Source organism: Pseudomonas sp. 28 E 9 (assembly GCF_900004785.1).
GTDB classification, from domain to species: domain Bacteria; phylum Pseudomonadota; class Gammaproteobacteria; order Pseudomonadales; family Pseudomonadaceae; genus Aquipseudomonas; species Aquipseudomonas orientalis_A.
Genome location: NZ_CVTK01000058.1, coordinates 33962 through 53265, shown reverse-complemented (window position 1 = coordinate 53265; position 19304 = coordinate 33962). Strand labels below are relative to the sequence as shown.

The following is a 19304-nucleotide window of genomic DNA, read 5'->3' as shown; positions in this document are numbered from 1 at the left end:
CGTTTTGCTTACTTTTGCGCTTTTCAAAAGTGAGCCGCTGTAAAAGCGGAACCCTAAGTAGCCGTTACCGCAGAAACGGATATGTACTCGGTCTTATCCAGCATCCTGGTCGGCCCTGAGGCCGCCATCGGGGGCAAGCCCCCTCCCACACTTGGATTGCGATCAATTCAGCGCAAAGCCATTGCGACCTGCCGACTTCGCCCCATAAAGCGCCTTGTCGGCCGCCTCGATCAAGCTGAGCAAGCGCTCCAGTTCAATGCCCCCCGCCGTGGCAATACCGATACTCACACTCACGCGCCCCAACGGGCTGCCCGGATGCTCGATGTTTTCCCGCTGCAGCCGATCAATGATCAGTTGTGCCACCACCACCGCGCCATCGCTGTCGGTCGCGGGCATGATGATGGCTAATTCCTCTCCGCCGTAACGCGCCATCAGATCCGAGGGGCGGCGCACGCAGGTCTCCAACAAGGCGCTGACCCGCTGCAGGCAGGCATCGCCGGCGACGTGACCCAAGGCATCGTTGTAACGCTTGAAATAGTCGATATCAATCATCAACAACGCCAATGAAGTGCCATCGCGTTGCGCCCGGCGTGCTTCCAGGGCCAGGGTCTCATCGAAGCAGCGACGGTTGGCCAGGCCGGTCAGCGCGTCCTTCATCGCCAGTAATTCAAGCTGCCGGTTGGACTCGAGCAGCTGTTGCTGGGCGATACGCAGCGCCTCTTCCACCTGGGTTCGCCGGCGGATATCGAGGATCAGGAACCAGCCGATCAAACCCGTCAGCCCAAGCAGCCCCGCCACCACCACCGCCGACAACACCGCTTCCATACGCCAGGCCGCCAGCGACTCGTGCTTGCCCAGGGCAACAGTGGTGATCAATGGCAGGCTTTCGCTTTTGCGGAAGGCATACAGCCGCTCTACGCCATCCAGGCTGGAGGTGTACGACGCGGTGCCGACGGAGCGGTCGATCAGATACTGGGAATAGATCGGCGACTTGGAAAAGTTGCGGCCCATGTCCTGCTCGCGGAAGGGGTAGCGCACCAGCAGGGTGCCGTCGGTATAAGACAAACCGATGGCGCCTTCCTGACCGATGTCGAGTTTGCCGAATACCCGCAGAAAGTTTTCCACCCCCAGCGTCACGGCGACCACCCCGGCGAAGTGGCCGGCCGCGTCATCGAAGCGGCGGCTGATGGTCACCACCCACTCTCGGTTGGTATGGCTCTGAATCGGCGGGCCGATGAAAGGCTCACGACTCGGGTCTTCGCGATGATGGATGAAATAGGCACGCGTGCCGCTGTTGGCACCCGCCGCAATCAAGCGATTGGAGGACATCAGCCAACCGCCCTGCTGGTCGTAGATGGTGATGCCGCTCAGTTGCGGCATCAGCGGCTGTTGTCGACGGATCAACGCGTTGATGCGCTCGATCTGCGCCGGGCCACTGCCTTCGGTTTCCAGGCGCTCGACCAGCCCCAGCAGCAGCAGCGCGCTTTGCCGCACGATGCCTTCGGTGTAGGTGTTGAGCGCCTGGGTCAGGTTCAAGCCATGCACGCCCACTTCCGCCAGCGCCCGCTCACGGGAAGACAGGACTTTCCAGATCGTCAACGAAGTCAGGGAACAGCCGATGACCAACAGCAAAAGCATCACAAGACGGGTATCACGCTTCACGTCAGCACCTTAAGGAAGCCTGGTAGGTATTCCAGCCATCATTCGAACGTCGGTACTCACAGCGGCCACCGGTTCCGGTGGCGCACGCATACAAGCGGTCTGAAGGCCCGCCGCCATGGAGCAGCCTTTACCAGAACCGCTGCTGGGTCAGCCGGCTCCACCAGGTCAGCAACACCCGATCCACCGAACCACTGGCCGCCAGCCCTACACGCTCCTGCAGGCTTTTACGCTCGGCGTAGTGCAGGTGGAACACCTCGGCCGTCTTGGCCTTGGTCGCCAGGTATTCGTCGCTGGTTTGCAGTTCGTCGACCAGTTGTTTATCGAGCGCTGCAACACCCAGCCACACTTCTCCGGTCGCGACGTCATCGATGGCCAGCTGCGGGCGATAGCGCGACACAAAGTTCTTGAACAACTGATGGGTGATGTCCAGGTCTTCCTGGAACTTTTCGCGGCCCTTCTCGGTGTTTTCGCCAAACACCGTCAGGGTGCGTTTGTATTCGCCGGCAGTCAGCACTTCAAAGTCGATGTCGTGCTTTTTCAGCAGGCGGTTGACGTTGGGCAACTGCGCCACCACGCCGATGGAGCCGAGGATGGCAAAGGGTGCGCTGATGATCTTCTCGCCGATGCACGCCATCATGTAGCCGCCGCTGGCCGCGACCTTGTCGATGCACACGGTCAACGGCACGCCCGCCTGGCGGATACGCGCCAGTTGCGACGACGCCAGGCCGTAGCTGTGCACCATGCCGCCGCCGCTTTCCAGGCGCAGCACCACTTCGTCTTTTGGCGTAGCCAGGCTCAGCAATGCGGTGATTTCATGGCGCAGGCTTTCGGTGGCCGAGGCCTTGATGTCACCGTCGAAATCCAGCACGAACACCCGCGGCTTGGCCTCAGGCTTGTTCTTGCCCTGCTTTTTCTCGGCTTTGCTTTCGGATTTGCGCAGGGCCTTGAGCTGGTCCTTGTCGAGCAGCGACGATTCGAGGCGCTCACGCAGGCCCTTGTAGAAATCGTTCAGCTTGCTGACCTGCAACTGGCCGGCGGCTTTACGACGCCCTTTGCTGCGCAGGGCCGCGAAGCTGATCAACACCACCAGAATAGCGACCACCAGGGTGAAGGTCTTCGCCAGAAAGCTCGCGTATTCGGCCAAAAAATCCATATGTCTCCTTAAGAATGCACTGCGCCAGGCGCGGATGGCCCAGCATACCGGCGCCAATGCCTGCGGACCAGTGCCCAAACCGACAGCAGCGCACCTCTAACGGACTTTTAAAACAAGCGTATGTTTTTTCATTGACAGCTCGCGGGCATCCTCATAACCTCGCCAGACTTTCAACGTACCGGGAAAACGGACGTGGGCAGCATCTATCTGATTCGACATGGCCAGGCCTCCTTCGGTGCAGACGACTATGACGTCCTGTCGCCCGTCGGCGTGGAACAGGCCCAGGTACTCGGTCGCCACCTGGCAGAGCTGGGGCTGACGTTCGATCGCTGCCTGTCGGGCGACCTGCGCCGCCAGCAGCACACCGCCACCGCCACGTTCGATCAATACCGCGCCCTCGGCCTGCCGGTTCCGCCCCTGGAAATCGACAGCGCGTTCAACGAGTTCGACGGCGAGGCGATCATTCGCGGCCTGCTCCCCGACCTGCTTGGCGCCGAACCCGACGCCGTGCACGTCCTGCGCAATGGCGCGCAGAACCGCAGCGAATTCCAGCGCATCTTCGCCCTGATCATCGAACGCTGGCTGGCCGGCACCTACGACCCACCGGGGCTGGAAAGCTGGCAGGGATTTGTCGAACGTGTCGAGGGCGGCTTGCAGCGTATCCTTGAAGCAGCCGACCGCTCGCAAAAGATTGCGGTGTTCACCTCCGGCGGCACCATCACCGCCCTGCTCCACCTGATTACCCGAATGCCGGTCGCCCAGGCGTTCGAACTGAACTGGCAAATTGTTAACACCTCGCTCAACCAGCTGAAATTCCGTGGTCGCGAGGTGGTACTGGCTTCCTTCAACAGTCATGCCCACTTGCAGCTGTTGAAGGCGCCGCAGCTCATCACTTTCCGATGAACTGCGGCCAACCGTGACCCCAAGGTCACTGGACTCCACCCTAAAGGATCGAAACCATGACTGACGTAGCCAAAGCTGTAGAAGCAATGAAAGCCAAATTCAACCCAAGCGCTGCCGAAGGCCTGGACCTGGTATTCGGTTTCCGTATCGACGACACCAAGAATTTCTCGCTGGTGGTCAAGGACAAGACCTGCGAACTGCAGGAAGGCGAAAACCCGGACGCCCAAGTGACCCTGGTCATGGACAGCGAAACCCTGGAAGGCATCGTCGACGGTTCCACCGACGGCATGCAGGCCTTCATGGGCGGCAAACTGCGCACCGAAGGCGACATGATGCTGGCGATGAAGCTGAGCGAGTTGTTCCCTTCCTGATCACGCCGCGCTCAAAAAAATCCCGCCTTCCGGCGTAATGTCGTTCAGTTAAGGCTTTTTGTAGGAACGAGGGGGGCGCCTAGCTCTTGCTCGCGAAAAACCACAGGCGCCGCGTTTATTCAGGACGCACGCGTTATCGTTGACGTTTTTCGCGAGCAAGCTCGCTCCTACAGGGGGCGATATAGGCTTGACTGAACGGCATTACGCTGAAGGCGGGATTTTTCCATTTAAACGCACAGGCCCGGCTGTCAGCCACCTGCGGCGGCGTCGACCTTTTTGAACTGTTCCAGATCCCGTGGCTTGCCCTCGGTACCGTACCGGTTGATGAGACGCCCCTCCCCCGGCTTCAATTGGAACTCCCCGGACTCCACATCCCGGCCGATCACCAGCACATACTTGTTGCGCCCAACGCGCACATACACGTTATAGAAATCCACCAACTGATCTTCAGTGATGAAAATACTGTAGGCATAACGCGCACGACGGGCCAGGTTGGGCCACTGCGCCTCCAGTACAGCGACATCCCCGTCCTCACCCACGATGTCCATCGCACGAATGGCTTCTTCGACCAGGGCGTCATTGGCATCGGCGCTTATGGCCACAGGCTTGAGCCGGGTCATCTTGCGCACCGAATCAGGGTCCGCTCCCCGTACTTCGTCGTCCAGCGACAGTGTCACTGACTCGAGACGGTACGTGCCGTTTTTGACCCATTTGGAGGCATCGACGCTTTCTGAATCCTGACAGCGCAGACACGCTGCCCTCATCGAGGCCGCACTGGCGCTGCCGACAGACAGGCAGGAGACCAATACACCGGCGCCCAGCAAGATGCCCAAGCGGCTGGCCGGATTTGAAAGGGTGAAGCACTTAAGCATGATCTACATCCATGTAAGGTTGGGGGGGTGGGCAAATCTACCTGATTCATGCCTTGAGCGGAACATTGAGCAACAACGCCACCAACGCACTCCACCCCGTCTGATGCGACGCCCCCAACCCACGCCCGGTCTCCCCATGAAAATACTCATGGAACAACACCAGATCGCGACTGGCCGGGTCCGCTTCCAATTGCGCATACCCCGCCATCGAAGGGCGCAGGCCGTTTTCATCGCGTAGAAACAAGCGCGTGAGGCGCTGGCTGAGGCTGTTTGCCACTTCCTCAAGGGACGCCAGATAACCGCTGCCCGTGGGGTACTCCACCGAGAAATTATCCGCGTAGTAGCGGTGAAACTCGCGCAGCGATTCGATCAACATGTAGTTCACCGGCATCCACAACGGCCCGCGCCAATTGGAGTTGCCGCCGTACAAGCGTGAGTCGGACTCGCCGGGCTGGTAGCGCGCACACAGGGTGTCGCCGTTCATCTTCAGCGCCAGCGGCTGTTCGGCAAAGGCCTTGGATAACGAGCGCACGCCAAACGTCGACAGAAACTCATGGTCATCGAGCATGCGCCGCAGCAGGTCCTTGGTGCGCTCGCCACGCAGCAAGGCGAGCAACAGGCGGTTGCCCTGCCCCGGTTCGTTCCAGCGCGACACCAGCTTGGCCAGGTCCGGCCGGTGTTTCATGAAACCCAGCAGTCGCTCACGCAGGCCTTGCAGCCCTTCGTGCTCGCGCTGCTCCAGCACCAACACGGCAAACAATGGCATCAGGCCGACGATGGAGCGCAGGCGCACCGGCTCGTTCTGGCCGTCCGGGCGGTGCAGCACATCGTAGAAGAACTGGTCCTGCTCATCCCACAAGCCTTCGGCGCTGTCGTCCACGCGGTTGATCGCGCCGGCGATGTACAGGAAGTGCTCAAAGAACTTCACCGCGATATCCACGTACACCCCATTGCGCCTGGCCAGTTCCAGGCCAATGCGCATCAGGTCCAGGGCATACGCCGCGACCCACGCGGTGCCGTCGGCCTGATCCAGCTGGTAGCCGGGCGGCAAGGTGGCCGAGCGGTCGAACAAGGCGATGTTGTCCAGGCCCAGGAAGCCACCCTGGAACAGGTTGCGGCCCTCGGCGTCCTTGCGGTTGACCCACCAGGAAAAATTCAGCAGCAGCTTGTGGAAAATCCGCTCGAGAAAGTCCATGTCGCCCACGCCGGTCAGCGCCTTGTCCTGCTGATACACGCGCCAACTGGCCCAGGCGTGTACCGGCGGGTTGGCGTCGTCGAAACGCCATTCATACGCCGGCAGCTGGCCATTGGGATGCATAAAGCGATCTTTAACCAGCAACAATAACTGTTGCTTGGCATACCCCGGATCAATCAGCGCCATTGCCACGGCCTGGAAGCCCTGGTCCCAGGACGCGTACCACGGGTATTCCCAGGTGTCGGGCATGGACAAAATGTCGAAATTGGACAAGTGCCGCCAATGGGTATTGCGGATATGCAGGCGCTCGGGCGGCGGCGCGGGTTGGGCCGGGTCGCCGTCGAGCCACTGGTTTACATCAAAGTAGTAGAGCTGCTTGGACCACAGCAACCCGGCCAGGGCCTGGCGCTGCACATTGCGCGCGTCAGCGTCGGCAATGCCTTGCTGCAAGGCGGCGTAGAAGTCGTCCGCTTCTTGGCGGCGCAGCTCGAACAGCTTGCGTGCATTGACCTCGGGCGCGTCCACCGGCGCAAACCGCAGGTACAGGGTTTTGCTCTCCTGGCCCACCAGTTCGAGGCTGAAACGCGCGGCGACCTTGGTGCCCGTGTCGCGGCGAATCGCCGAGTCTGCGCCGCCCACCACATAGTCGTTGATGCCATCCTTGAACGGCCCCGGCGCCGGTTGCCCATTGAGCTTGGGGACGTTGCTTTCGTTTTCGCAGAACAGCCACTCCAGCCCGTCCTGGCCCCAGGCGCTGAGGTGACGGTCAGCCAGCTCATGATGCCGGGCCAGCACCCGCTCACCGTCCAGGCGCAACTGCGGCTTGGGCGCGTCAAAGGTCCAGCTCCAGTCATTGCGCGCCCACAGTTGGGGCAACACCTGCACACGCGTCGGCTGGTCCGCGCGGTTGTGCACGGTGACGCGCATGAAAATATCGTCAGGCTGATGCTTGGCGTATTCGACCGTTACATCACAGTAGCGGTTGTCTTCGAATACGCCGGTGTCGAGCACTTCGTACTCGGCATCCTCAAGCCCACGGCGGGCATTTTCGGCGAGCAGGTCGGCATAGGGAAACGCCGCATGGGGATATTTGTAGAGCATGCGCATATAGGCATGGCTGGGCACGCCGTCGACAAAAAAGTACAGCTCCTTGACGTCTTCTCCGTGGTTGCCCTCGGCGTTGTCGAGGCCGAACAGGCGCTCCTTGAGGATGCTGTCACGCTCGTTCCACAGCGCCAAACCCAGGCACCAGCGTTGCGCCTTGTCGCTGAAACCGGCCAGGCCATCCTCGCCCCACCGGTAGGCGCGACTGCGGGCGTGCTCGTGGGGGAAGTAGGCCCAGGCGTCGCCATCGGCGCTGTAGTCCTCGCGCACCGTGCCCCATTGGCGTTCACTCAAGTAAGGCCCCCACTCGCGCCAGCGTTCGGCACCCTCTGTCGCCAGCCGCTGGCCTTCGAGGGTGTCGAGTATCGGGTGTGTGGGTGTGGCCGTCATTGAGTGCTCCATCGCCTGCCGGATGAGCAGCAGTGTAGAACCCAATGACGCCCGGATGCACATGAAGACTCAGGCGGGCCTGGTCGGCGGTGCCGGTGCGTTTGCCCGATTGTGGTCATGTTCATCTCATCTCATTCATTTGCAGAATGAAGTCCAGAGGATTCTTCGTTTGCAAGCCGGCGTGGCGCTCAACAAAATCGGGACAAGGCCACTTTTGTCATCCCAGCCATCAGGAATTTTTCTATGCACGCCACTGCACATGTCAGCCCCGACGAGATCCGCAAGGGCTTTTCCAAGGCGATGTCCGACATGTACCGGGATGAAGTTCCGTTGTACGGCGCGCTGCTGGAGCTGGTGGCGCAAACCAATGCCCACGTGCTGGAGAGCGACCGGGGCCTGGCCGGGCACCTGCACCGTACCGGCGAAATCCAGCGCCTGGGCATGGAACGCCACGGTGCGATCCGCCTGGGCACCGCCGCCGAACTGGCGACCATCAGCCGTCTGTTTGCAGTGATGGGCATGCAACCGGTGGGCTACTACGACCTGACACCGGCGGGCGTGCCGGTGCATTCCACCGCCTTTCGCGCCGTGCATGAGCAGTCACTGCAAGCCAGCCCGTTCCGCGTGTTCACCTCGCTGCTGCGCCTGGAGCTGATCGAAAACCCCGCGCTGCGCAGCTTCGCCGAAACCGCCCTGGCCAAGCGGTCGATCTTCACCCCAGGGGCCCTGGCGTTGATCGAGCAGGCCGAAACCGACGGCGGCCTCGATGCCGAGGATGCCGAGGCATTTATTCGCCAGGCGCTGGAGACCTTTCGCTGGCACCACAGCGCCACCGTCACGGCCGAACAGTACCGGCAACTCAGCGATCAGCATCGACTGATCGCCGACGTGGTGGCCTTCAAGGGCCCGCACATCAACCACCTCACCCCGCGCACCCTGGACATCGATCAGGTACAGGCCGCCATGCCCGCCCACGGCATCACCCCCAAAGCCGTGATCGAAGGCCCACCGCGACGCCATTGCCCGATCCTGCTGCGCCAGACCAGTTTCAAGGCCCTCGACGAACCCATTGCCTTTACCGATGCCCAGGGCCGCCACAGCGCGCGCTTCGGTGAAATCGAACAACGCGGCGTCGCGCTCACGCCCAAGGGCCGCGCCCTGTACGACCAGCTGCTGAATGCCGCCCGCGATGAACTCGGCGCGGCACCCAACGAGGCCAATGCGGCGCGCTACGGGCAATTGCTGGAGCAACACTTCCAGGCATTTCCGGACAACCACACGCAGATGCGCGAACAAGGCCTGGCCTACTTTCGCTATTTCCCCAGCGAAAAAGGCCTCGCAGCCCGCGGCCAGCCCGACTCACCGCGCACGCTTCAGGCCTTGCTCAGCGCAGGGCACGTGGAGGTGGAGCCGCTGGTGTACGAGGACTTCCTGCCGGTGAGCGCAGCGGGGATCTTCCAGTCGAACCTGGGCGATGCCGCGCAGAGCCACTACGCGGCCCATTCAAACAAGGCCGAGTTCGAACAGGCGCTGGGCCGCAGCACGATTGACGAGTTGCAGTTATATGACGAAACGCAGCAGCGTTCCGTCGAGGCGTGTGTGAGAGCACTGCTGGTATAAAAACGCTGCCGGTATAAAACGCTGCAGATATAACCAGAGCGTCCACCGGCAGCGATTTTTGCTTAACCCAACTTCGCGACAATTTCGTCTTTGATCAGCAACCGTTTCTTCTTCAACTTCTCCACGTCCTCATCACTGGCGCTTGCCGATTCAGCCTTCAGCACCTCCCCGTCGGCAGCGTCGTATTGCGTAAGCAGCGAGTCCAGCCGTTTGTCCCCCGCCCTGCGCTCGTGGACAACTTCCTTGCTCAACCCCAAGTCCTGATACAGGTCGTGTTTCACTGGCATGACTTACCTCCACAAGTTGATCAATGGCCTACCCCTTGAAGCTAGCCCATTGACCGGGGTGTTGTCATGTTTGCAGTCGATACAGCCCCGTTCGTCGCAACCCTGGCGATGGGATCAAACCTTTTGCCCTGCGCTGCCCTCCACTGTAGATCGCCACTCGAGGGAGACCGGTTTCATGAATCACACCGCAACCGCCGCCGACACGCAATGCATCAACACTATCCGCACCCTGGCCATGGATGCCGTGCAGAAGGCCAACTCGGGCCACCCCGGTACACCGATGGGCCTGGCCCCGGTGGGTTATACGCTGTGGAGTCGTTTCCTGCGCTATCACCCGGAGCATCCCGACTGGCCCAACCGTGACCGCTTTGTGTTGTCGGTGGGGCATGCGTCGATGCTGCTGTATTCGCTGCTGCACCTGGCCGGCGTGGTGGAGATCGACGCCCACGGCAAGCGTTCCAGCGAGCCGGCGGTCAGCCTGGACGACATCAAGCAGTTCCGCCAGATGAGTTCCAAGACCCCGGGGCACCCCGAGTACCGCATGACCACCGGCGTGGAAACCACCACCGGCCCCCTGGGCCAGGGTTGCGCCAACAGCGTGGGCATGGCCATGGCCGAGCGTTGGCTGGCCAAGCGATTCAACCGCGACGGCCAGGTGCTGTTCGATTACGACGTCTACACCCTGTGCGGTGATGGCGACATGATGGAAGGCATCAGCAGCGAAGCGGCGTCGATGGCCGGGCATTTGCAGCTCGATAACCTGTGCTGGATCTACGACAACAACACCATCAGCATCGAGGGTCACACCGAACTGGCCTTCAGTGAAGATGTGGTCAAGCGCTTCCAGGCGTATGGCTGGCACACCGTGCATGTCACCGATGCCAATGATCTGCAGGCATTGAGTGTGGCGCTGGACACCTTCAAGGCCAATACCGGCGCACCGACCCTGATTGTGGTCGACAGCGTGATCGGCTACGGCTCGCCGCACAAACACAACACCGCCGCCGCCCATGGCGAGCCGTTGGGCGAAGACGAAATTCGCCTGACCAAGGCCGCCTATGGCTGGCCTCAGGACGCCAGCTTCCTGGTGCCCGATGAAGCGCGCACAACGTTGCGCGATGCACTCGTTGAGCGTGCCGAGCCGCTGTTCGCCGAGTGGAACCAGACCCTGGCCGCCCTCGACCCGCAACGCGCCGATGAGCTGCAGCGCATGCGCGCCGGGGAAATGCCCGAGCACTGGCAGGCCGACCTGCCGAGCTTTGCGGCCGATGCCAAGGGCGTCGCCAGCCGCGCATCAGGCGGCGAGGTGCTGAACGCCTTCGCGCAAAATATTCCCTGGTTGCTGGGCGGTTCTGCGGATCTGTCGCCGTCGACCAAGACCAACCTCACGTTCGACGGCGCAGGCCGTTTCAGTGCCGACGACTACAGCGGGCGCAACCTGCACTTCGGCATACGCGAGCACGCCATGGGCGCGATTGCCAACGGCCTGGCGCTGTCCTACCTGCGGCCGTACACCTCGACGTTCCTGGTCTTCAGCGACTACATGAAACCGCCGATCCGGCTCGCGGCGATCATGGAGCTGCCGGTGATATTCGTGTTTACCCACGACTCCATCGGCGTGGGCGAAGACGGTCCGACGCATCAACCCATCGAACACCTGACCCAGCTGCGCGCCACCCCGGGCTTGCTGACCCTGCGCCCAGGGGATGCGAATGAAACCCTTGAGTTGTGGAAGGTGGCGCTGGCGCAAACCCATCGGCCGAGTTGCCTGGTGCTGTCGCGCCAGCCGCTGCCGACCCTGGACCGCAGCCGCTACGCGTCGGCCGCAGGCGCGGCCAAGGGCGCCTATGTGTTGGCGGGTGCGGACAAGCCCGAGGTGATCCTGCTCGCCACTGGCAGTGAAGTCAGCCTGGCGGTGGCGGCCTATGAACAACTCACCGGCGAAGGCATTGCCGCGCAGGTGGTGTCGATGCCCAGCTGGGAACTGTTTGAGGACCAGGACCAGGCCTACCGCGACAGCGTCTTGCCGCCGACCGTGAAGGCCCGCGTGGTGGTCGAGCAGGCCGGTCCCCTGGGCTGGGACCGCTACGTCGGACAGACCGGGGCCAAAGTGGTGATGAACAGCTTTGGCGCTTCGGCGCCGCTGGCGAAGTTGCAGGAAAAGTTCGGCTTCACCGTGGAAAATGTGGTGGGGTTGGCCAAGCAGCAGATCCAGCACAACCGGGCGGAATAAACCGCGCCAATGCGCAGAGGGCTTGCTCCCGATAGCGAAGTGTCAGTCAAGGATGATGTGACTGATGCACCGCCATCGGGGCATAGGTATCTACACAACTTTGTAGCGCCCAACGCTAACCACGATGCGCAGCGAGTCGCTCTTGATCTTGATCTGCTTTTGATCTCCGGCGCCCCGTTAAACCACGCTGGCCGAACGCAGGCTTGAATCCGTGGGTAACCCGGCAGGACGCCGGGTTAGCCGCACTGGGCCAGGGATGGCCCATTGCGGCGGCCCACGGATTCAAGCCGGAGAGAGGGCACACCGAGCCTAAGCGAGGTGCCGAGTGGTGGGGCAAGAGCGTTTTGCTTACTTTTGCGCTTTTCAAAAGTGAGCCGCTGTAAAAGCGGAACCCATAGCAGCCATGACCGCAGAAACGGATATGTACTCGATCTGATCCAAAATACTGGCCAATCCTGAGGCCGCCATCGGGGGCAAGTCGAATCGTCGCACCGCCCCTCCCACATTTGGACCGGGATCGACACAGCATATCGGTCGGTTCCAAGGCCGCCGTGCTTTGATCTTGGGGCGCCCCGTTAAACCCAGCGGGCAGTCGCTCAGCAACCGCCGGCCAGGCGTTCGCGCAGGAATTCGACCAACGCCTGTACCGGCCGCGAACTCTGCCGGTGCTGGGGGTACACCGCCGACAAGGTCAGGGCTTCGGGCGCGAACGCATCCAGTACGCTGACCAGGCGGCCGTCCTTCAACGCATCGCCGACGATAAAGGTTGGCAAGTAGGTCACGCCCAGTCCGGCAATCGCGGCGTCGCGCAGCAAATCGCCGTTATTGACGCGCATGCGCCCGCTCACATGCAGCGCTTGCAGCTTGCCCTTGAAACGCCATTGCACCTGGCGACCGTGCCCGTAGGGCAGGCAATCGTGATCGGCGAGGTCATCGGGTTTGTGCGGCGTACCGCGCAGGGCCAGGTAATCGGGGCTGGCGCAGTAGACGCGCGGGATGCTGGCAATACGTCGGGCGATCAAGGTGGAATCTTCCAGGGTGCCGATGCGCAGCACCAGATCGTAGCCTTCGCCGATCAGGTCCACCGGGCGGTCGCTGAGGTCGACTTCCACCGCCACCTCGGGATAGCGCTTCAGGAACAACGGCAGCAGGCACCCCAAATGCGCCATGGCAAACGACAGAGGCGCGCTGAGGCGAAGGGTGCCACGCGGTTCGCTGTTCTGGCCGGCGATACCTTGCTCCACTTGCTCGACATCACTGAGCAGGCGCAAGGCCGATTCGTAGTAGCTCTGGCCCAGCGGCGTGACATCCAGGCGGCGCGTGGAGCGATTGAGCAGGCGCACGCCGAGGCGGTCTTCCAGCTGGATCAGGCGGCGGCTGACGAACTGCTTGGACAGGCCCAACTGCTCGGCGGCCGCGGTGAAACTGCCGGACTCCATGACCTGGCAGAACAGGCGCATGTCTTCGAAGGGGTTCATTGTCGCTTCTCGGTGGACGATGGGCTGTTTTATAACCGGTCAGTGACCACACCACAAACCCAATGTGAAACACAATCAAATGTGGGAGGGGGCTTGCCCCCGATGGCGGTGGTTCAGTCGTTACACTGAGACTGACACACTGCAATCGGGGGCAAGCCCCCTCCCACAGGGATTACCGGTAACGTTGAGACCGGGTTACTTGGCGGTGAACGCCGAGTAGCTGTTCATCAGGTTGCGGTAGTTGGGGATGCGCGGCGACAGCAGGTTGGCCAGGCCTTCCATGTCGTTGCGCCAGTCAACCTGCAGCTCGCAGGCCACGGCGAACCAGTTCACCAGTTGCGCACCGGCAGCGGTCATACGCGCCCAGGCTGCTTGTTGCACGGTTTCGTTGAAGGTACCGGAAGCGTCGGTGACCACGAACACCTCGAAGCCTTCATCGAGGGCGCACAGGGTCGGGAACGCGACGCACACATCGGTCACCACACCGGCAATGATGATCTGCTTGCGGCCGGTGGCCTTGACGGCCTTGACGAAATCTTCGTTGTCCCAGGCGTTGATCTGGCCAGGGCGGGCGATGTACGGCGCGTCCGGGAACAGTGCCTTCAGTTCCGGCACCAGCGGGCCGTTGGGGCCGGCTTCAAAGCTGGTGGTCAGGATGGTCGGCAGGTTGAAGAACTTCGCCACGTCGGCCAGGGCCAGCACGTTGTTCTTGAATTCGTTGGGGGAGAAATCCTGCACCAGCGAGATCAGGCCGGTCTGGTGATCGACCAGCAGGACAACCGCGTCGTCTTTGTTCAAGCGCTTGTAAGTCATGGGTTAACTCCGTTGGGGTTGGTTAGAAGGCAAAGCACGAGCAGCCGAACGCGCCCCAGAAGCCCTGGAAGTCGCTGACCGGCACGCTGGAAAAACGGGCTTTTTCATGGCTGTGGGCATGCACGCCGCAGGGGCCGCTGCACTGGTGTACTTGAGCTTGCAGCGGTGAAGTCGGCCGCCAGTGCCCCGGCACCTTGACCACCGGCGACCAGTCCGGCAGCACCGGAACCCGCGGCGGTGCGTAATCGTCGAAGTCGCCGGCGCCATACACCACCTTGCCGCCGACCACGGTCAGTACCGACTCGATCCACTTGATGGCTTCTTCGTCGACGCTGAAAAAATCCGCCGACAACGCCGCAACGTCGGCCAATTGGCCCACCTTGATCTGGCCCTTCTTACCCTGCTCGGACGAGAACCAGGCGCTGCCGTGGGTAAACAGCTCCAGCGCGGTGAGGCGCGGCAGGCCCTCGGCGTGCAGCTCCAGGCCACCGACGGTGCGGCCGCTGACCATCCAGTACAGCGACGTCCACGGGTTGTAGCTCGACACCCGCGTGGCATCGGTGCCCGCGCCTACCGGTACGCCTTCGGCGAGCATGCGTTTGATCGGCGGCGTCGCTTCGGCGGCCTTGGCCCCGTAGCGCTCAACGAAGTATTCGCCCTGGAACGCCATGCGGTCCTGGATCGCAATACCGCCGCCGAGGGCACGCACGCGCTCGATGTTTTTCGGCGTGATGGTTTCGGCGTGGTCGAAAAACCACGGCAGGCCATTGAACGGAATGTCACGGTTGACCTTCTCGAACACGTCGAGCATGCGCGAGATGGATTCGTCGTAAGTAGCATGCAGGCGGAACGGCCAGCGCTGTTCCACCAGGTGGCGCACCACCGGTTCCAGCTCCTGCTCCATGGTCAGCGGCAGGTCCGGACGCGGTTCGAGGAAGTCTTCGAAGTCGGCGGCGGAAAACACCAGCATCTCGCCGGCGCCGTTGTGGCGCAGGTAGTCATCGCCCTGATGCAGGGTGACGCTGCCGGTCCAGTGCTTGAAGTCGCTGAGCTCTTCCTTGGGCTTCTGGGTGAACAGGTTGTAGGCGATGCGCACCGTCAACTGCTGGTCCCTGGCCAGTTGCTCGATCACCGCGTAGTCGTCGGGATAGTTCTGGAAACCGCCGCCGGCGTCGATGGCGCTGGTCAGGCCCAGGCGATTGAGCTCACGCATGAACTGGCGGGTGGAGTTGACCTGGTACTCCAACGGCAGTTTCGGGCCTTTGGCCAGGGTCGAGTACAGAATCATCGCGTTGGGCCGCGCCACCAGCATGCCGGTGGGGTTGCCGTTGCTGTCACGCACGATCTCGCCGCCCGGTGGGTTCGGCGTGTCTTTGGTATAACCGGCCACGCGCAACGCCGCACGGTTGAGCAAGGCGCGGTCGTACAGGTGCAGCACGAATACCGGCGTGTCCGGCGCGGCCTGGTTGAGTTCTTCAAGGGTGGGCATGCGCTTTTCGGCGAACTGGAATTCGTTCCAGCCACCCACCACGCGCACCCATTGCGGCGTGGGGGTGCGGTCGGCCTGGTCCTTGAGCATGCGCAGGGCATCGGCCAGGGACGGCACGCCTTCCCAGCGCAACTCGAGGTTGTAGTTCAGCCCGCCGCGGATCAGGTGCAGGTGCGAGTCGTTGAGGCCGGGAATCACGGTACGGCCCTTGAGGTCGATGACCTGGGTGGCGCTGCCGCGCAGGGCCATGGCTTCACCTTCAGTACCGACGGCGACGAAGCGCCCGTCACGAATGGCTACCGCGCTGGCGCGGGGGTTTTCCCGGTCCACGGTGTGGAACTGGCCATTGAACAGAATCAGATCGGCGTTCATGGGGTTTCCTTTACAGAGGCTTCAAGCCAGGGAGCGAACAGGCGAGTGGCCGCCGGCATCAGCAGGTAAACCACCAGCAGCACGATGGTCAGGGTGACCAGGAAGGTGGAGACCACGTAATTGGACAGAAACGGGTGCAACCGCAGGATCGGCCCCCAGATAAACGGCAGGAGCAGGGTTTGCGGCAGGATCACACACAGGCTCACCACCGCCTGCTTCCAGCGCGGCGGCTTGGCGGCGCCGTCGGCCTGGGGAGCGAACCAGAATTCATTGGCGGCGCCGACTTCAGTCTGGTCGCCGTCGGCCAGCATTGGCGCCGCTTCGTCGATCAGGGCCTGGCGTTGCGGGGAGTCGAGCCACAACTCCAGGGCGTCGGTGGAGCGGTAGCGCAGTACGCAGGTAAACAGGGCCATGCCGCTCTGCTGGCTGCGCACGACGTCAACCCCAAGGTGGCCGGGGCGTTCACCGGCGATGCGCACGATGCGGCGCAGCCAGGCTTCGTACTCGGTTTCACGGCCGGGCTTGACCCGGTGCTTGACGACCAGCGTGACGACTTCGTCGGGGCTGGTGTTGGGTGTTGGGTCCATGATGGATGTTTCCCCCCGGGGCATTGAGCGATGGGGGGAGTTTGCCGGGCAAAGACGGTGGAGAATTGAATGTATGTGCTGTTTGCCGCGACGCTCAGCCTGGCTTTTGGTAACCGACGCCCTGGAACGAGAACTTGAGTGCCTTACCCTCGCCGTTCACTCGAGTCACTTGCAGATCGCCGGTGATCGAATTGCGGAACCGACCATACAAGCCTTCGCTCTTGACTGAACCGACCTTGATATTGCCTTGGTCATCCGTGGTAAAGGGCGCGGAAAAACTGCCTGCGGTGGGCGCTATCTGCGAACTGCGATCGATCTCCTTACCGTAGTGTTCGACGAACCCGCTATAGCTCGTGGTCAAGCTGACCTTGCGATCGACGTAAAGGTCTTTGACGTGTTGCCTGGGCCCGAGGTGCTCGGGGTCCGTGACGTCCTGGATATACCCGCTCAACCGCTGCGGATTCTGCGGGTCTTGCTCCACCGTGAGGTTGTATTGATGACCGAACGTGAAATCCACCGTTGTACTGTTGCTCGCCCCCGGGCCACCGTCCGCGTCGCAACTGCCGTCTGGAGCGGTAAAGTGCGACCCGAACCCGGAAAACGGCACCTGCGCCTTGCCGTCCTCCCCTGGCTGCAGCCCGATATACCCGTCGCCGAGGGAATTACCCTGTGCGTCATTAATGCCGAACTGCATCGCGTAATAGATCCCCGCAGGCTCGCTAGGGGTTCTTTGCGCGCCCGCGCCAATACTGATTGGAAAAGTAAGGTTGCTCACCCCCTGGCCTGATCCGGGAACCGTGTAGGAAACGAGGTACATCCCATCGGGTGCTGAGGCCTCCTTCTTAATCTCCAGACGCGGATCGCTCACCCTGTCCAGTTTTGACGCCTCGACAGTCACCGGCACAGCCCCCGGCGTGGAGACGACAGAGCGGGTTGAGCCCGCGACGCCAGCGCCCGAATCAGCGCTCGCGGGTATTGACTCCGGGTGCCGCGACGCCGAAGCGGGCGCGTCATGACCCGGCTGTGGTGTAACCGGTGGAATAACCTGTGGCCTCTGAGAGATATACATAGTCGCTACCCGCCCCTGCTGAAAGTTGACCCATGGTAGGCGGGCCAACCCCGGGCGGGCAGCCGGAAAAAGCGTGCGCATCGTTAGGACTTTGCTGTATGTCGAGGCCGGCCAGGTGAGACCGCGTTCGGCGCCAGCGCTGAACCGCTAAACCTCTGCGGCCATATGTTGCGCAATCTTGCCCCGCAACCAGCGCTCGGCCGGGTCATTGTCATGCACCCCGCTCCACACCATCGACAGCTCTGCCGCATCAATCGCGAACGGCGGGTCTTCTGCCCGCAGGCGGGTGCCCTCGGTCAATGCACACGCCGCGTAATCGGGCACGGTCGCGATAATCTGCGAACCGGCCAGCAATGCGCGCAGCCCGCTGAACTGCGGCACCGCCAGCACCACCCGCCGCGAACGGCCGATGCGTGCCAGGTCCAGGTCGATATTGCCGCTCAGGTCGCCCGAGAACGACACCATGGCATGGGGCCTGGCGCAGTAATCGTCCAGGCTCAGCGGCGCCTCGCCATCATCGCCGCGCAGCACCTTGCAGGGAATATCGCGCAGCTTCCTGCGCTTGGCGTTGGCCGGCAGTTCGGTGGTGTAGCTCACCCCTACCGAGATTTCACCACTGGCCAGCAACGACGACATCAACAGGTAATTGGCCCGGCGCACCACCACGATGATGCCGGGTGCTTCTTCGCGCAGGTGACTGAGCAAGGGCGGAAACAGCCCGAACTCGGCGTCGTCGGACAGGCCGATGCGAAACACCGCGCAACTGGTGGAGGGGTCGAAATCCTTGGCACGGCTGACGGCGCCCGAAATGGTGTCCATGGCCGGTTGCAGTTCCTTGAGTATCGCCACCGCCCGTGGCGTGGGTTCCATGCCGCGACCGTTGCGCAGCAGCAACGGGTCGTCGAACAAGTCGCGCAGGCGGCCCAGTGCCGCGCTCACCGCCGGCTGGCCCATAAAGAGTTTCTCGGCGACCCGGGTCAGGTTCTTCTCGAACATCAGGGCTTCGAAAATCACCAGCAGGTTCATGTCGACGCGGCGCAGGTCGTTGCGGTTCATGGCGGTATCCAGGCGGTTTGCAGGGGGTCAGGGAAGCATGTTCCGCCACGCTCGCGATTGCACACCTGTGCTGTCTTTTCCACGCCGGCACCTGGCGAAATTAACAACGATTAACTCGTCAGCCAGGCGGTCCGGCAACAAGATGAACGGCGTCTACACTGCATCCATTCAACGGGAAAGCTCCCATCGACTGCGGATATTTGTCATGGCCCGACTCGAGCAATATGCCCCTCGCTTATCCGCCACCGGAGGCCTGTGCCCCCGGCGCGAGCGTATCGCCAAGCAACTGATCCTCGCCAACCTCGGCGAAAGCCTGAGCATCGCCGAGCTGGCCCAGGCGTGCGCGTTGTCGCGCAGTCACTTTTCCCGCGCCTTCAAGTGTTCCACCGGGGTGTCGCCCCAGGAGTGGATTCGCCACCAGCGCATCCTGCGCGCCAAGGAACTGATTACCGGTTCTTCCCTGAGCCTTACGCAAATCAGCCTGGAATGCGGCTTTTGCGACCAGGCGCACTTCTGTCACATGTTCACGCGCAGCGAGGGCGTGAACCCGATGACCTGGCGAAATCACCACTCGCGCTCCAAGCCCGAGGTGATCGCAGCCTAGTGGTCTTCAAGCGCCTGGAATATGCTTGCCCATCCGTTACTTTTGA

General features: G+C 62.2%; 16 protein-coding genes. 5 read left to right on the top strand and 11 right to left on the bottom strand.

From position 1 onward, the window contains the following. Nucleotides 1-162: 162 nt before the first annotated feature. Nucleotides 163-1662: a sensor domain-containing diguanylate cyclase gene (locus tag BFQ00_RS27155; RefSeq protein ID WP_065935281.1), complete on the bottom strand. Its 1500-nt coding sequence runs from the start codon at nucleotides 1660-1662 to the stop codon at nucleotides 163-165. A gap of 127 nt (nucleotides 1663-1789) precedes the next feature. Further along, on the bottom strand, nucleotides 1790-2815 hold the full coding sequence (sohB, locus tag BFQ00_RS27150) for a protease SohB (RefSeq protein ID WP_065935280.1): 1026 nt from the start codon (nucleotides 2813-2815) through the stop codon (nucleotides 1790-1792). A 192-nt stretch (nucleotides 2816-3007) separates the two neighbouring features. Here sohB and BFQ00_RS27145 point away from each other — a divergent pair, with 192 nt between their 5' ends. Then, entirely contained in the window at nucleotides 3008-3718 is a 711-nt protein-coding gene (locus tag BFQ00_RS27145) for a histidine phosphatase family protein (RefSeq protein WP_065935279.1), read from the top strand. Between the two features lie 56 nt (nucleotides 3719-3774). Beyond that, complete coding sequence (locus tag BFQ00_RS27140; protein ID WP_005788868.1) at nucleotides 3775-4089, top strand: SCP2 sterol-binding domain-containing protein; 315 nt, start codon at nucleotides 3775-3777, stop codon at nucleotides 4087-4089. A gap of 248 nt (nucleotides 4090-4337) precedes the next feature. Here the strand turns inward: BFQ00_RS27140 and BFQ00_RS27135 are convergent, their stop codons facing one another. Together BFQ00_RS27135 and BFQ00_RS27130 are read right to left on the bottom strand one after the other, a co-directional pair. Then, entirely contained in the window at nucleotides 4338-4961 is a 624-nt protein-coding gene (locus tag BFQ00_RS27135; RefSeq protein WP_065935278.1) for a hypothetical protein, read from the bottom strand. A 46-nt stretch (nucleotides 4962-5007) separates the two neighbouring features. Continuing rightward, nucleotides 5008-7650, bottom strand: coding sequence for an MGH1-like glycoside hydrolase domain-containing protein (locus BFQ00_RS27130; protein WP_065935277.1), 2643 nt, complete (start codon nucleotides 7648-7650; stop codon nucleotides 5008-5010). A gap of 243 nt (nucleotides 7651-7893) precedes the next feature. Here BFQ00_RS27130 and BFQ00_RS27125 point away from each other — a divergent pair, with 243 nt between their 5' ends. Next, entirely contained in the window at nucleotides 7894-9270 is a 1377-nt protein-coding gene (locus BFQ00_RS27125) for a 2-oxoadipate dioxygenase/decarboxylase HglS (protein ID WP_065935276.1), read from the top strand. 62 nt (nucleotides 9271-9332) lie between these two features. Here the strand turns inward: BFQ00_RS27125 and BFQ00_RS27120 are convergent, their stop codons facing one another. Further along, on the bottom strand, nucleotides 9333-9557 hold the full coding sequence (locus tag BFQ00_RS27120; protein WP_065888320.1) for a DUF465 domain-containing protein: 225 nt from the start codon (nucleotides 9555-9557) through the stop codon (nucleotides 9333-9335). Nucleotides 9558-9732: 175 nt separating this feature from the next. Here BFQ00_RS27120 and tkt point away from each other — a divergent pair, with 175 nt between their 5' ends. Beyond that, entirely contained in the window at nucleotides 9733-11790 is a 2058-nt protein-coding gene (gene tkt, locus BFQ00_RS27115) for a transketolase (RefSeq protein ID WP_065935275.1), read from the top strand. A gap of 596 nt (nucleotides 11791-12386) precedes the next feature. On the opposite strand, the gene BFQ00_RS27110 is transcribed toward tkt, so the two are convergent. The 6 genes from BFQ00_RS27110 to BFQ00_RS27085 form a co-directional block, all read right to left on the bottom strand. Next, the gene (locus tag BFQ00_RS27110) at nucleotides 12387-13268 is read right to left on the bottom strand and encodes a LysR family transcriptional regulator (protein ID WP_065935274.1); all 882 of its coding nucleotides are present in this window, start codon (nucleotides 13266-13268) and stop codon (nucleotides 12387-12389) included. Between the two features lie 195 nt (nucleotides 13269-13463). Then, on the bottom strand, nucleotides 13464-14081 hold the full coding sequence (gene ycaC, locus BFQ00_RS27105) for an isochorismate family cysteine hydrolase YcaC (RefSeq protein ID WP_065888317.1): 618 nt from the start codon (nucleotides 14079-14081) through the stop codon (nucleotides 13464-13466). Between the two features lie 22 nt (nucleotides 14082-14103). Next, nucleotides 14104-15942: an amidohydrolase gene (locus BFQ00_RS27100; RefSeq protein ID WP_065935273.1), complete on the bottom strand. Its 1839-nt coding sequence runs from the start codon at nucleotides 15940-15942 to the stop codon at nucleotides 14104-14106. Beyond that, nucleotides 15939-16529, bottom strand: coding sequence for an antibiotic biosynthesis monooxygenase (locus tag BFQ00_RS27095; RefSeq protein ID WP_065888315.1), 591 nt, complete (start codon nucleotides 16527-16529; stop codon nucleotides 15939-15941). The genes BFQ00_RS27100 and BFQ00_RS27095 overlap by 4 nt, the downstream gene beginning before the upstream one ends. A gap of 94 nt (nucleotides 16530-16623) precedes the next feature. After that, nucleotides 16624-17223 (bottom strand): hypothetical protein, encoded by a 600-nt coding sequence (locus tag BFQ00_RS27090; protein WP_065895611.1) that lies wholly within the window; start codon nucleotides 17221-17223, stop codon nucleotides 16624-16626. A 522-nt stretch (nucleotides 17224-17745) separates the two neighbouring features. Beyond that, a complete protein-coding gene (locus BFQ00_RS27085; protein WP_065888314.1) occupies nucleotides 17746-18654 on the bottom strand; it encodes a LysR family transcriptional regulator in 909 nt (302 codons plus the stop codon). A 205-nt stretch (nucleotides 18655-18859) separates the two neighbouring features. Here BFQ00_RS27085 and BFQ00_RS27080 point away from each other — a divergent pair, with 205 nt between their 5' ends. Beyond that, nucleotides 18860-19258 (top strand): helix-turn-helix domain-containing protein, encoded by a 399-nt coding sequence (locus BFQ00_RS27080; protein ID WP_065888313.1) that lies wholly within the window; start codon nucleotides 18860-18862, stop codon nucleotides 19256-19258. Nucleotides 19259-19304 lie beyond the last annotated feature (46 nt).

Excerpts from the sequence above, each read along its gene's own strand:
- BFQ00_RS27125 (WP_065935276.1), top strand. The coding sequence starts at position 7,894 with ATGCACGCCACTGCACATGTCAGCCCCGACGAGATCCGCAAGGGCTTT.
- BFQ00_RS27110 (WP_065935274.1), bottom strand. The coding sequence starts at position 13,268 with ATGAACCCCTTCGAAGACATGCGCCTGTTCTGCCAGGTCATGGAGTCC.
- BFQ00_RS27120 (WP_065888320.1), bottom strand. The coding sequence starts at position 9,557 with ATGCCAGTGAAACACGACCTGTATCAGGACTTGGGGTTGAGCAAGGAA.
- BFQ00_RS27130 (WP_065935277.1), bottom strand. The coding sequence starts at position 7,650 with ATGACGGCCACACCCACACACCCGATACTCGACACCCTCGAAGGCCAG.
- sohB (WP_065935280.1), bottom strand. The coding sequence starts at position 2,815 with ATGGATTTTTTGGCCGAATACGCGAGCTTTCTGGCGAAGACCTTCACC.
- BFQ00_RS27090 (WP_065895611.1), bottom strand. The coding sequence starts at position 17,223 with ATGCAGTTCGGCATTAATGACGCACAGGGTAATTCCCTCGGCGACGGG.
- BFQ00_RS27080 (WP_065888313.1), top strand. The coding sequence starts at position 18,860 with ATGGCCCGACTCGAGCAATATGCCCCTCGCTTATCCGCCACCGGAGGC.
- ycaC (WP_065888317.1), bottom strand. The coding sequence starts at position 14,081 with ATGACTTACAAGCGCTTGAACAAAGACGACGCGGTTGTCCTGCTGGTC.
- BFQ00_RS27085 (WP_065888314.1), bottom strand. The coding sequence starts at position 18,654 with ATGAACCGCAACGACCTGCGCCGCGTCGACATGAACCTGCTGGTGATT.
- tkt (WP_065935275.1), top strand. The coding sequence starts at position 9,733 with ATGAATCACACCGCAACCGCCGCCGACACGCAATGCATCAACACTATC.
- BFQ00_RS27095 (WP_065888315.1), bottom strand. The coding sequence starts at position 16,529 with ATGGACCCAACACCCAACACCAGCCCCGACGAAGTCGTCACGCTGGTC.
- BFQ00_RS27140 (WP_005788868.1), top strand. The coding sequence starts at position 3,775 with ATGACTGACGTAGCCAAAGCTGTAGAAGCAATGAAAGCCAAATTCAAC.
- BFQ00_RS27135 (WP_065935278.1), bottom strand. The coding sequence starts at position 4,961 with ATGCTTAAGTGCTTCACCCTTTCAAATCCGGCCAGCCGCTTGGGCATC.
- BFQ00_RS27100 (WP_065935273.1), bottom strand. The coding sequence starts at position 15,942 with ATGAACGCCGATCTGATTCTGTTCAATGGCCAGTTCCACACCGTGGAC.